This is a genomic window from Pseudomonas sp. 3296 (genome assembly GCF_031456615.1).
Taxonomy (GTDB): Bacteria; Pseudomonadota; Gammaproteobacteria; order Pseudomonadales; family Pseudomonadaceae; genus Aquipseudomonas; species Aquipseudomonas mucoides.
This window is the reverse complement of record NZ_JAVDUY010000008.1, coordinates 185,787-197,865: the sequence shown is the minus strand read 5'-3', so window position 1 is coordinate 197,865 and position 12,079 is coordinate 185,787. Positions and strand designations below refer to the sequence as shown.

Genomic DNA, 12,079 nt, shown 5'->3' with positions numbered 1-12,079 from the left:
ATTGCCTGCTCGCGATAGGGGCAGGCCTGGCAACACATCAGCCCGAGGCTAGCCGCCACCGATCATTCGCCGTAGCATCCCGACATTGTTTTAGCCGAGGTGCCTATGCTGATTCCCTACGACCAACTTGAAGTCGACACCCTCACCCGCCTGATCGAGGATTTCGTGACCCGTGACGGTACGGACAACGGCGATGACACACCGCTGGAGACCCGCGTATTGCGGGTTCGCCAGGCATTGACCAAAGGTCAGGCACTGATCGTGTTCGATCCGGAAAGCGAGCAGTGCCAGTTGATGCTCAAGCACGATGTACCCAAGCACCTGTTCGACTGAACGGCTCAGCGCCCCTTGGTCTTGGCCAGTTTTACCTGGATGCGCTCATAGACTTCGGCGCGATGCACATTGACGTTCTGCGGCGCTTCGACGCCGAAGCGCACACTGCCGCCGCTGACGTTGAGGATCCGCACTGAAATGTCGTCACCGATGGAAATCATCTCGCCCACAACGCGACTGAGTACAAGCATGGTATTGGTCCTTGAGGATTACCGGCCCTTGAAGATGCCCGGCGTTTAGCGGGTCTTCAATGCGATGGCGGCAAATCAGTCCAGCCCTACAGCACTGGAAGAACCCTCCTGACGGAAGCGTCCGACAAATCGATTGAATGCAGGACCGATCCTTCAGGATGCGGAAAAGCGCGGGCCAAACAGAATGACACTCGCACCGACCACACACAGCGCCACGCCGATCCAGTCCGAGCTCAATGGACGAATCCGCTCGACCACGGCCAGCCAACCAATCGAGGCAATGATGTAGATCCCACCGTAGGCGGCATAGGCGCGCCCGGCGTAGGTAGTTTCGACTCGGGTCAGTATCAGCGCGAACAAAGTCAGGCTGAGCAGTGCAGGCAGCACCCACAAGACGCTTTTGCCTTGGCGCAGCCACATCCAGAACGCGAAGCAGCCGGCGATTTCGAAGAGCGCCGCGAGGAAAAACCACAGGTAATTGAGCATGCAGGTGTCTCGTTAGAGTGACCGATGGCGGCCACCCTAACGACGCGGTTGCCTACGGGCAAGATCAGCCTGCGCTTTGTTTGGCCTTGGCGCGCATTTTGTCGGCCATGAGGGTCATTTCGTTGTAGAGCAGTTGCGGGTTTTTCTGCTTGATCGCCCAGGCCATGCGGCCCTGTTCGTGCGGCAGGATCATGAACTCACCGGCCGCCACCTGGTTGTAGATATAGTCGGCAATGTCGGTGGCGGTGATCGGTGAACTTTCCAGCAGTTTGCCGACCTGGGCTTTCATCGCTGGAGTCGGGCCACGGAAAGAGTCGAGCAGGTTGGTCTGGAAGAACGACGGGCAAACCACATGCACGCCCACTTCCTGTTGCGCCAGTTCGATCAACAGGCTTTCGGACAACGCCACCACGCCGGCCTTGGCCACGTTGTAGTTACTCATGGCCGGGCCTTGCATCAGGGCGGCCATCGACGCGATGTTGATGATCTTGCCTTTACTTTTTTCCAGCAGCGGCAGGAACGCCTTGCAGCCCTTGACCACACCCATCAGGTTGATCGCGATCTGCCAGTCCCAGTCTTCCAGCGACAGTTCACTGAAGAAGCCGCCGGACGCGACACCGGCGTTGTTAACAATGACATCAATGCCGCCGAGCTTCTCTTCGCAGGCCTGGGCGAATGCGGTCAGCTGGCTGTAATCGCGTACATCGCAACGCTGGATAAAGCCATCGCCACCAGCGTCGCGAACCAGCTTCAAGGTTTCTTGCAGGCCGGGTTCGCTGACATCCGACAAGGCCAGTTGCCAGCCTTCACGCGCCCAGCGCAGCGCGATTTCGCGACCCAGGCCCGAGCCCGCGCCAGTGATCATCATGCGATTTTGCATAGCAAACAGCCTTGTGGTTCCGGGAAAGATGCGCTGAGTGTAGCGAAGGTCCTTGCCCGACCCACGCTCCATCAGATTGCTGAATGGCCCGAACAAACCGTGGGCGCGTGTGGTTCAACTAATTCTGGAAAAAACGAAATAAACAGCTCGTCAAAAAACATTAAAAAAACATGGAATTTTCCGACTCGCGCACCAGTCGGACGTTGTAAGCAGCTTGAATTAATAACCTTCCAGCTGACCGTTAAAAGACAGGTCAATCCAGAACACTTCCAACAAGGAAATAATAGACATGGGCACAATTCTGATCGTTATTCTGATCCTCTTGCTGATCGGTGGTCTGCCGGTTTTCCCACACTCCAGAAGTTGGGGTTATGGCCCGTCGGGTATCATCGGCGTCGTGCTGGTAGTGCTGTTGATTCTGCTGTTGCTCGGCAGGATCTAACGGATATAACGAATTAACGGACAAAAAAAGAGGCCCTTGAAAAAGGGCCTCTTTTTATTGCGCCGAATACTTAGTCCGGCTTGCCGTCAACAACACCAGCCGTGTTGTCCAGCAGGCTCTTGGTCGCCGTTTGCAGGAACGACTCAAGCTTGAGCTTCAACTCGGCAGTGCGTGGATCGTTCGGCACGATCTCGGCATGCGGCTTGGCGCCCAGTTCATAGCGGTACATCTTTGGCTCCATTTCCTTCTCTTTTGGCAGCACCAGAATCTGGTCAGCCGTGAGAATGGCCGTGGTCTGCTCGCTGCCCGACGGCTTGATCACACCAAAACCGGTGTCGCCTTCCGGCAGGTTGAGCAGGTCGCGCCCCCAGCACTGATGACGCACTTCGCCACCGATACGCCCCATGATGGTCGGCACGATGTCAATCTGAGTGCCCACGGTGTGGTCGCGCTGGCCGAACTTTTCCTGGATACCCGGTGCGATCATCAGCATCGGCACGTTGAAACGGCCCAGGTCCATTTCGGTGATTTGCTGCTCGTTACCGAAACCGTGGTCACCCACGATCACAAACAGGGTTTCCTTGAAGTACGGCTCTTTACGCGCTTTCTCGAAGAACTGACCCAACGCCCAGTCGGAGTAACGCATGGCGGTCAGGTGTTCGTTGAGGCTGCCGCGATCGGTCACGCGCTCGACCGGCAATGGCGTCGGCAAGGCATACGGCGTGTGGTTGGACAGCGTCTGCAGCAAGGCATAGAACGGCTTGCCGTTTTCCCGGGCCTTGAGCTCTACCAGACCACGGTCGAACATGTCCTGGTCGGACACGCCCCAGGTCGGATCAGAGAACACCGGGTTGACGAAGTCGTTACGACCGATGAAATTGGTCATGCCCTGGTTGCTGAAGAAACCCGACTGGTTATCCCAGGCGAAGTCGCCGTTGTAGACGTACACGTCGTCATATTTACGGGCACTGAGCAATTGCGGCAGGCCGGACAACTTGTGGCTGCCTTCCGGCGTCTGCATCAGGTACTCGAAACCCGGCAGGTTCGGGAAGCACGCCATGGTGGCGAACATGCCCTGGTGGGTATGGGTGCCGTTGGAGAAGAAACGGTCGAACAGCAGGCCTTCCTTCGACAGTTTGTCGAGGTACGGCGTGATGTTGCCCGGGCCGCCCAACGCGCCGACCGAGTGACCGGCCATGCTTTCCATCAGGATCACGACCACGTTCTTGATCGGCAGGGTCTTGTCAGCCGGTGGTGTGTAGTCACGACGCACGGCGGCTGTTTCAGCATCCACCAGTTTTTCGTCTTTCATTACCAGCATGTCACGCACGGTCTGCTGAGCCAGAGGCTGCGGCAGTGTGGCTTTCCAGATATTGTCGCGATCTTCGGACATCCGGCTCTTGGCCGCCGCGATCAGCGACAGTGAACCGTTGAGGCCCAACTGGTTGGCGAAGTTCGAATCGGTGGTGTAGACGTCACCCCAACGCAGTGGCGGGCCCTGACGCAGGGTGCCACGCGCAGCGACCACGCAGACCAGCAGGCAGACAACGAATACGGCGATGCGCGCATACCACGGGGCGATCTGGCGCGTGCCGATGCTGCCGCCGCTGAACGGGCCACGAGGCCGGGTCGCACGATCTGCGCCCTTGAACGCCAGGGTCAGGATCAACGTGCCAAAGGCCCACGCCAGCAGATAACGAACCACCGGGAAACCGTACCAGAGCATGCTCATCACGGTTTTCGGGTCTTCCTTCACGTACTGGAAGACCAGGCCGTTGAGGCGCTGGTGGAACTCACGGTAGAAGTCCATCTCCATCAAGCCGAGGAACAGCGCGATGCTCGACGCAATGGTCAGCCAGAACCGGAAGAACCCGCGAGCAGCCATGGCCCGCGCGCTGAACAGTGCCAGCAACAGCGGAACGCTGAGGTAAACCACCAGGCGCAGGTCGAAACGCAAGCCGTTGGCGAACGCTTCAAGGAAAGTCGAAGCGGGGGTGTCGAGGATCATCGAGCGGTTGTAGACCAGCAGCGCAACACGCAGCAGGCTGAACATGACCATCATGATCAAGGCACATAGCAGCGTGTAGGCCAGATGCGATTTGACGGTCGGTTGCAGCAGGCGACTAGAAGCTCGCTGCTGATTCAGGGCGTCCGGGTTTGCCATGTCGTTTTAGGACCCATTGGAAGTTGAAGTTTCAAAAAATACAGCGGCGCCCTGCCCTCTATTGACCATTGCTTGGTCCCGGGGCTTGCGCGATGCGCAAATGTTGCACGATCACCCGCCTCATTGCCATTGATTACTGTTTGGCTGACAGATGCGGGCGGATTGTCTTGGAGGCTTTGTGAAAATTTTGTGCAACGCATATCCGGAAACACAATAAAGCCGCGCACGGCTAAAAACGCAAACGCCCCGAACCAGTCGGGGCGTTTTGCTGAACGACGCTGTAATTACTTCTCGGCGCGTTCTTTCAGGGCTTTCAGGGTATTGAATGGTGCATCGACCACGAATTTGTTGGCGATCATCGATGGCACGCTGCCGCCTGGCTCGGTGTGCACCTGATAGGTCACTTCGACCTGGTCACCCTTGGGCACGAACTTCCAGAAACCGTCGACCTTGGTGACGCGCACGAAACCTTTTTCTTCCGGAATGTACTTGGGCACGCCTTCGAGTTTGCGGGTCAGGCTGCCATCGGTGCCTTCAACGGTGGTGATGTGCAGCACCGAATCACGTGCCGTGACGGGCCACGGGGTATTGAATTGGGTATAGGTCCAGCTCTGGTCGCCTTCGTGCTTGAGCGACTTCTGCGTTTTGCAATCGTGAATCCAGGCACAGGCACCGGGCGCGTCTTCTTGCAGAGCGCGCAGTTTGGCGACGGTGGTCTTCATCAAAGTGACGCCCTGATAGGCCTTGTAGTCCGAACCCGGTACTTCGGCCAGAGAGATCTTGATGCCGTCTTCGTTCTTCGCGACCTTCCAGTCTTCGGCCTGGGCAGCCGTAGCAGCCAGAACCGCAGTCAATCCACACAGCACAGCGATACGATGCAGCGAACCCATGGTTTTATTCCTTATTGTTGAAGTTCCGTTGATTGAACACATCACGCCGCCGTCATTTGCTCCCACCATCCCAGCAATTTGATCGCCTCGTCACGGCTACTACCGCAGACTTCGATATCGGCTTCAAAAGCAGAACAGACTGCGGGGCGTTCGGGTTTGCCGAAGATGCTGCACAAGTTATCGACCGAAAGTTGCACGCAACGTTCGCCTGCGGCTTTGCCATTGGGCATACCGGGAATCGGTGAACTGATGGAAGGGGCAATGCAACAGGCGCCACAGCCTTCACGGCATTTCATGACGACGGGCTCCTCACGAGGTGTGATGTGTAAAAGGACAGGGCACAGAGTAACCGCTAAAACAGTTGTTTAAAATTACCCGGACCGGGGTTTTTTCATTCAAACCCGTGTGACTGACCAGTCTCCGACAAAGCGTCTGGCCAGCGGCTCACGGATGGGAACGATTTACTGCTTGAACTCGAAATCCAAGGCCGCGCCTTCGACGTCCCGACGCTCTTCATTGCGCAGCTGCAATTGCATTTCGTTACTGAGCAGCCGACCGTTGAGCTGAAACGGGCTACTGCCGGACTTTTCACCAAACATTTGTGGCAGCAGCGTATCGTGACTGGGCAGTGGCACGGTGCCGATCGGTTTCAGTTCCTGGGCCATTTGCGGTGGCAGTCTCAAGTCAAGTTTGACGGGAGGCAGTTGGGTTTTCACCACTTCACTGGGCGCCTTTGACTTGGCCGCAATGGGTGGACGCTTTTTTACCACCGCCGTTGGCTTTTTCACCGTCGTGGCCTTTTTCGCAGGCAGCGGTTTTTTTGCGGTTGCGCTGGCGGCAGGTTTTTCCTGGGCAGCCGCTGCCATGACGCCTTCAGCGTGAACGGTCATCGACAGACAAAGAAACAGGCAGACGGCAGGAAAAATCGGTTTCATGAACCCAACAGCAATAACGGCAGAGGGCCATATGCTCGCCTGTTGCGCGCCACATGACAAGCTCCGCCGAGAACCTGACTCCCGACTGCTCAGAAGCCGCCGGCCATCTCCTGGCAAAGTTGCGTCGCCAGCATTCCCAACGTCATCAAGGCCCGTTCGGCTTCACGGTTCCAGGGTATGCCGCAGTTCAGCCGGATGCAGTGATTGAACTGCTCGGTGTTACTGAAGATAAGCCCCGGCGCAATACTGATGCCCTGCTGCAACGCCCGTACGTGCAATTCCTGGGTGTTGACCCGCCCCGGCAAACTGACCCACAAGATGAAGCCGCCGGTCGGCCGGGTCATCTGCGTGCCTTCAGGGAAGTATTGCTGAACGGCGAGCTGGAAGGCGCTGAGGTTCTTGCGGTATTCCTGGCGGATGTAGCGCAAATGTCGGTCGTAGCCGCCGTTTTCCAGATACGCCGCAATGCCCATTTGCGTAACACTGCATGCCGAATGGGTACTGAACGTCTGCAGGCGCTGGATTTCCTGCTGGTATTTGCCGGCAATCATCCACCCGATTCGCACCCCCGGCGACAGGGTTTTGGAGAAGCTTGAACAATAGATGACCCGATCCAGCCGGTCATAGGCCTTGAGTGATTTGGTGCGTCCCTGCTCGAACATCAGCTCGCCATAGATATCGTCTTCGACAATCTGGATGTCGAAATCGGACGCCAGGCGCAGCAATTGTTTCTGCCGCTCCTCGGGCATGGTCCCACCCAAGGGATTGCTCAGTCGCGTGGTCAGCACCAGTGCCTTGATCGACCACTGGTTGGCCGCCAGTTGCAGCGCTTCCAGGCTCATACCGGTGGCAGGATCACTCGGGATTTCGATCACTTTGAGGCCGAGCAAGTCGGCCAGTTGCAACAGACCGTAATACGTCGGCGATTCGGCGGCGATCAGGTCGCCCGGCCGGGTCAACACGCGCAGTGACATCTGCAACGCGTCGACGCAGCCGTGAGTGATGACCACTTCGGACGGGTCAACCACCACACCGGCATCGCGCATGCGGATCGCCACTTGTCGGCGCAACGGTTCAAAACCGGGGCTGAACATGTAGCTGAAGGCTCGCGGGCTATGGAAACGGGTGACTTTGGCCAATTGCTGATGCAGCGCCCGTACCGGCAGGTAATCGACACTGGGCACCGCAGCGCCCAACGGGAAAACACCTTCCCGACGGGATTCGACCAACACTTGTTGAATGATGCTGCTGCGCGTGACCAGGCCAGGACGCTCGACCCGGGCAATGTCCGGCGTCGGCGCAGTCAGGGCCGGCGTCTGGTGAACGTAGTAGCCCGACTGCGGCCGGGCGCGGATCAGCCCCTGATCTTCAAGATTGGCATACGCCTGCAACACCGTCGCATGGCTGACATTGAGCTGCGAGCTCATCTTGCGCACCGAAGGCACGCGCTCCCCCGGTTGATAGACACCACGGCGGATGTCTTCGGCCAGTTGTTGAGCAATACGTTGGTAGAGCAAGAGATTGGTCATGACGCAGCACTCGATTTCACGGGCATTTTATTCTTGTGTGAAACAATACCGGAACAGTTTAGAAGTGTACTGGGACAGTTGCCACAATAGTCGACCGTACAGTGCAGTGTCAGCAAAATCTGTACTGCTTTTTGCGATGAACCCAGCAAATAGCAGACGAAAAAAAACCCGGCGCTGTCTGGCAGGCCGGGTTTTCCAGTAACGCAACCCTTAGCGGGCGGCGCCGAGCTGGCCTTTTTCGTCGGAGAACACAATTTCCACCCGACGGTTCTGCGCACGGCCACGCTCGGAAGCGTTCACGTCCACCGGGTATTCATCGCCGTAGCCTTCGACCTGGATGCGTTTGTCATCGATGCCCAAATCCATCAGGACGTCAGCCACCGATTGCGCACGGTCACGGGACAGCTTGAGGTTGTCCTGCTTGCCGCCAGTGCTGTCGGTATAGCCTTCGATACGCACCACGCGTTTCGGATTGAGCTGCAGGAACTGAACAATCTTCAGCACCACACGATTCGCCGAGTTTTTCAGCTCGGCTTCACCGGTATCGAACAGCACATCGCCCAAGGTCATCACCAGACCACGATCCGTCTGGGTGGTCGCCAGCGCGACAATCTGCTCTTCGAGCCACTTGCCCTGCTGCTGAACGCTGAGCAATTTGGATTCGCGCAATGCCAGTTGCAGACGCTGACGCTCCAGTTCGAGCTTCGCCGCGCGCTCTTCGTTGAGCACCAGATTGGTGTGCTCCCGGGCAATTTCGCTGTAGCGCTGGCTCAGGTAGGCGTAATGCACCACGTCCGAACCGCTGCCCCAATAGCTGGACAGACGATCGGCGCGAGCCAGTGACTCACCGGCGCGGATCACGTCCTTGGGCGCGATGCGCAGCACATTGGAGTCTTCCTTGACCTTCTGGAAGTCGGCGCTCGCTTCTTGCAGAGCGGCTTCACTGTGCTGGCCGGCACAGCCATACAGGCTGGTGCAGCCGACGAGGATCAAACTGGCGAGCGCTTTCGACTTAAGGCTCATTGGGCATCTCCCAGTTGCTTGCGCAGACGAGTGATGCGGGTATTGAGCACGTTCAATTGCTCCTCGCTCTTGAGGGTCAACACCTTGGCTTCCGCCAGGCGCGCGTCCAGTTCGGCCTGCTCGGCCCGCATGCGCGCATGTTTGTAGGACTGCTCGGTCATATTGCTTTGGGCGCGGGCGAATTTTTCTTCGGCCAGTTTCATTTCCGGCATGTCGTCGGCGGTAGCGCCCACGGCTTTGGCCTGGACGAGTGCCTGTTCGGTCAGGCGAATCTGTTCATTCGGCGCCGGATCGGCTGCACAACCCGCCAGAGCCAGAACGGCCACGGCAGCGAAAAGAGGTCGAATACTCACTAAGAATCCCTACTGTTTTGGGGCACTGACAGGTTGTTGCTGCTGCTGTTGCTGCGCTTTCCAACGCTCGATATTGCGTTGCAGCGCGGCGTCCGTCAGTCCTGAGGCGGGCAATTCTGTCATCTTTTTGGCCAGCTGTCCGCGCAACCACGGATCGTTGCAGGCGGAGTTATGGGAAACCGCGAGGTACAGACCGGGTTTGTCGATCGGCTCGGCACGGGGGACCAGGTCATTGGCCATGCTCAGCGCCTGCGCGGCCGCCATGCCGGAGTAGCGTCCGGCGAGTGCAAATTCCACCTCGCCCAAGAGTAATTTTTGAAAGGCTTGTGTCAGGTTGGGCGTACGGGTGAGGGTCAATTGCTGATCGGCAAACGTGCCGAATTCCGGGGTCATTCGAGACTTTTCCGACAATGCGCCGGGATGGCCGTGGAGGTCCTGGGCCTGGTTGTAGATCAATGCCGAGTCTTTGCGAGTCCAGACGAGGTAATCGTTTTCCAGCAACGGCGGATGAATGTAATCCAGGGTTTGCAGTTCGCTCACGGTCAACGTTGCATCGACCAACATGTCCATGCGCCCGCTGCGTACTTCGTCCAGCGCCTGGACGCGTTTGCCGGCATACAGCAACTCGACCTTGATGCCCAACTCCCCCGCCACTTGCTGCAACAGGTCAGCACTGGCACCGATCAGCTTTTTAGGGTTTTGCGGGTCTTGCCACAAGTACGGTGGTGCGTCCGGGCTGCCGGTCACAATCAGTCGATCGCACTTGCCCGCGGCATTGGACAAGGTCGGCAACATCGTCAGGCCCAGCAGTAACGACCAGCCACACACGCGGCGCAGATCCATGGCAACACTCTCCCACTCAAATCCGGAACAAAAAAAAGCCCGACCAAAAGGTCGGGCTCTTTATAAGTCAGGCCGCTGGATTAGACCAGCTTCTCGAACTCGGGGATTGCTTCGAACAGGTCTGCCACCAGGCCGTAATCGGCCACCTGGAAGATCGGCGCTTCTTCGTCCTTGTTGATCGCAACGATCACTTTGGAGTCTTTCATGCCGGCCAGGTGCTGGATCGCGCCGGAGATACCGACGGCGATGTACAGCTGTGGAGCAACGATCTTGCCGGTCTGACCGACCTGCATGTCGTTGGGTACGAAACCTGCGTCGACCGCGGCGCGGGAAGCACCGACAGCAGCGCCCAGCTTGTCAGCCAGGGCGTACAGGTGTTTGAAGTTGTCGCCGTTCTGCATGCCACGACCGCCGGAAACGACGATTTTGGCAGCGGTCAGTTCCGGGCGATCGGACTTGGCCAGTTCTTCGCCAACGAAGCTGGAGATCGCAGCATCGTGAGCAGCAGCAACGGATTCAACCGCAGCCGAACCGCCTTCAGCAGCAACCGGGTCGAAACCGGTGGCACGCACGGTGATGACTTTGACCGACGCGTTGGACTGAACGGTCGCGATGGCGTTACCGGCGTAGATCGGGCGCTTGAAGGTGTCAGCGCTTTCGACCGAGATGATCTCGGAGATCTGGTCAACGTCCAGCGCAGCGGCAACGCGCGGCAGGATGTTTTTGCCGTTGGAAGTCGCGGCAGCCAGGATGTGGCTGTAACCCTTGCCCAACTCTGCAACCAGAGGCGCTACGTTTTCCGGCAGCTGGTGAGCATAGGCAGCGTTGTCAGCTACCAATACTTTGCTCACGCCAGCGATTTTCGCAGCGGCTTCAGCCACGGCGCCTACGCCCTGGCCTGCAACCAGAACGTGGATGTCACCACCGATTTTGGCAGCGGCAGCCACGGTGTTCAGTGTGGCCGGGGCCACTACTTTGTTGTCGTGTTCAGCAATAACCAAGATAGTCATTTAGATTACCTTCGCTTCGTTTTTCAGTTTCTCGACCAGTTCAGCCACCGACTTGACCTTGATACCCGCGCTGCGTGCAGCAGGCGCTTCGACTTTCACGGTCTTGTTGGTGGAGGCGGTGGAAACGCCCAAAGCGTCCGGAGTCAGCACTTCGAGAGGCTTCTTCTTGGCTTTCATGATGTTTGGCAGGGACGCGTAGCGCGGCTCGTTCAAACGCAGGTCGGTGGTGACGATGGCCGGCAGTTTCAGGGAAACTGTCTGCGCGCCGCCGTCGACTTCGCGAGTCACGGCAACGCTGTCGCCGCTGATTTCGACTTTGGACGCGAACGTGCCCTGACCGTAGCCGCTCAATGCAGCGAGCATCTGGCCAGTCTGGTTGTTGTCGCTGTCGATGGCTTGTTTGCCAAGGATCACCAGCTGCGGCTGTTCCTTGTCGACAACGGCCTTCAGCAGTTTGGCAACGGCCAGAGAAGTCAGGTCTTCGGCGGATTCGACGAGGATGGCGCGGTCGGCACCCAGAGCCAGCGCGGTGCGCAGTTGCTCTTGAGCGGTGGACGGGCCGACGGAGACGACGACGATTTCAGTCGCAACGCCTTTCTCTTTCAGGCGTACGGCTTCTTCCACGGCGATCTCGCAGAACGGGTTCATCGACATCTTGACGTTGGCAAGATCGACGCCGGAATTGTCCGCCTTGACGCGGACCTTGACGTTGTAATCCACAACGCGTTTGACAGCTACAAGAACCTTCATGGATTCCTCGTTACTCTCCGGTGAAAAGAAAGTCGCCTAGGCGAACCTGGCGGTTGATGCTCATCGGGCGCAAGGGCACCTCTAAAAACGCCGGCAAACGTGTCAAGTGACTATCGCTCATGAAGTGCATGACCGTTCGTCAGTGGTGACCAACGAGTCATTCAATATCGCGACGTGTAAACTGCGAGCCAAACCTGCGCTGCGCATCACTTGCCACTGCCATCGCCCTGTCTTTAGAGGTGCTCTTGAA

15 protein-coding genes are annotated in these 12,079 nt (G+C 57.9%); 2 read left to right on the top strand and 13 right to left on the bottom strand.

What is annotated here, in order from left to right; genetic code table 11:
* Positions 1 to 105 precede the first annotated feature (105 nt).
* Positions 106 to 333: a YheU family protein gene (locus tag J2X66_RS22825; RefSeq protein WP_007945785.1), complete on the top strand. Its 228-nt coding sequence runs from the start codon at positions 106 to 108 to the stop codon at positions 331 to 333.
* Between the two features lie 5 nt (positions 334 to 338).
* Here J2X66_RS22825 and csrA read toward each other — a convergent pair whose 3' ends face one another.
* From csrA to J2X66_RS22810, 3 genes are all read right to left on the bottom strand, one after another.
* Positions 339 to 524, bottom strand: a complete 186-nt coding sequence (csrA, locus tag J2X66_RS22820; RefSeq protein WP_123432717.1) for a carbon storage regulator CsrA — start codon at positions 522 to 524, stop codon at positions 339 to 341.
* 153 nt (positions 525 to 677) lie between these two features.
* Positions 678 to 1,010 carry a YnfA family protein gene (locus tag J2X66_RS22815; RefSeq protein WP_310268833.1) on the bottom strand — a complete coding sequence of 111 codons (333 nt, stop codon included), beginning with the start codon at positions 1,008 to 1,010 and terminating at the stop codon, positions 678 to 680.
* A gap of 64 nt (positions 1,011 to 1,074) precedes the next feature.
* A complete protein-coding gene (locus tag J2X66_RS22810) occupies positions 1,075 to 1,890 on the bottom strand; it encodes an SDR family oxidoreductase (RefSeq protein WP_027924084.1) in 816 nt (271 codons plus the stop codon).
* 283 nt (positions 1,891 to 2,173) lie between these two features.
* Between J2X66_RS22810 and J2X66_RS22805 the strand changes: the two genes are divergently transcribed.
* A complete protein-coding gene (locus J2X66_RS22805; RefSeq protein WP_172825980.1) occupies positions 2,174 to 2,332 on the top strand; it encodes a DUF3309 family protein in 159 nt (52 codons plus the stop codon).
* A 70-nt stretch (positions 2,333 to 2,402) separates the two neighbouring features.
* Here J2X66_RS22805 and J2X66_RS22800 read toward each other — a convergent pair whose 3' ends face one another.
* From J2X66_RS22800 to J2X66_RS22755, 10 genes are all read right to left on the bottom strand, one after another.
* On the bottom strand, positions 2,403 to 4,496 hold the full coding sequence (locus J2X66_RS22800; protein WP_310268828.1) for an LTA synthase family protein: 2,094 nt from the start codon (positions 4,494 to 4,496) through the stop codon (positions 2,403 to 2,405).
* A gap of 284 nt (positions 4,497 to 4,780) precedes the next feature.
* Entirely contained in the window at positions 4,781 to 5,386 is a 606-nt protein-coding gene (locus J2X66_RS22795) for an START domain-containing protein (protein WP_310268825.1), read from the bottom strand.
* A 41-nt stretch (positions 5,387 to 5,427) separates the two neighbouring features.
* On the bottom strand, positions 5,428 to 5,682 hold the full coding sequence (locus J2X66_RS22790) for a YkgJ family cysteine cluster protein (RefSeq protein ID WP_310268823.1): 255 nt from the start codon (positions 5,680 to 5,682) through the stop codon (positions 5,428 to 5,430).
* Positions 5,683 to 5,847: 165 nt separating this feature from the next.
* Positions 5,848 to 6,321 carry a translation initiation factor 2 gene (locus J2X66_RS22785; protein WP_310268820.1) on the bottom strand — a complete coding sequence of 158 codons (474 nt, stop codon included), beginning with the start codon at positions 6,319 to 6,321 and terminating at the stop codon, positions 5,848 to 5,850.
* 89 nt (positions 6,322 to 6,410) lie between these two features.
* Positions 6,411 to 7,850, bottom strand: a complete 1,440-nt coding sequence (locus J2X66_RS22780; protein ID WP_046031720.1) for a PLP-dependent aminotransferase family protein — start codon at positions 7,848 to 7,850, stop codon at positions 6,411 to 6,413.
* A gap of 210 nt (positions 7,851 to 8,060) precedes the next feature.
* A complete protein-coding gene (locus J2X66_RS22775; protein ID WP_310268815.1) occupies positions 8,061 to 8,873 on the bottom strand; it encodes an OmpA family protein in 813 nt (270 codons plus the stop codon).
* Positions 8,870 to 9,226 carry a DUF4398 domain-containing protein gene (locus tag J2X66_RS22770; protein WP_310268812.1) on the bottom strand — a complete coding sequence of 119 codons (357 nt, stop codon included), beginning with the start codon at positions 9,224 to 9,226 and terminating at the stop codon, positions 8,870 to 8,872. Before J2X66_RS22770 ends, J2X66_RS22775 begins: the two co-directional genes overlap by 4 nt.
* A gap of 9 nt (positions 9,227 to 9,235) precedes the next feature.
* Positions 9,236 to 10,069 (bottom strand): transporter substrate-binding domain-containing protein, encoded by an 834-nt coding sequence (locus J2X66_RS22765; RefSeq protein WP_310268809.1) that lies wholly within the window; start codon positions 10,067 to 10,069, stop codon positions 9,236 to 9,238.
* Between the two features lie 80 nt (positions 10,070 to 10,149).
* Positions 10,150 to 11,079: an electron transfer flavoprotein subunit alpha/FixB family protein gene (locus J2X66_RS22760; protein ID WP_027924075.1), complete on the bottom strand. Its 930-nt coding sequence runs from the start codon at positions 11,077 to 11,079 to the stop codon at positions 10,150 to 10,152.
* Positions 11,080 to 11,829 (bottom strand): electron transfer flavoprotein subunit beta/FixA family protein, encoded by a 750-nt coding sequence (locus tag J2X66_RS22755; protein WP_007945693.1) that lies wholly within the window; start codon positions 11,827 to 11,829, stop codon positions 11,080 to 11,082. It lies immediately after the preceding gene.
* Positions 11,830 to 12,079: the final 250 nt, after the last annotated feature.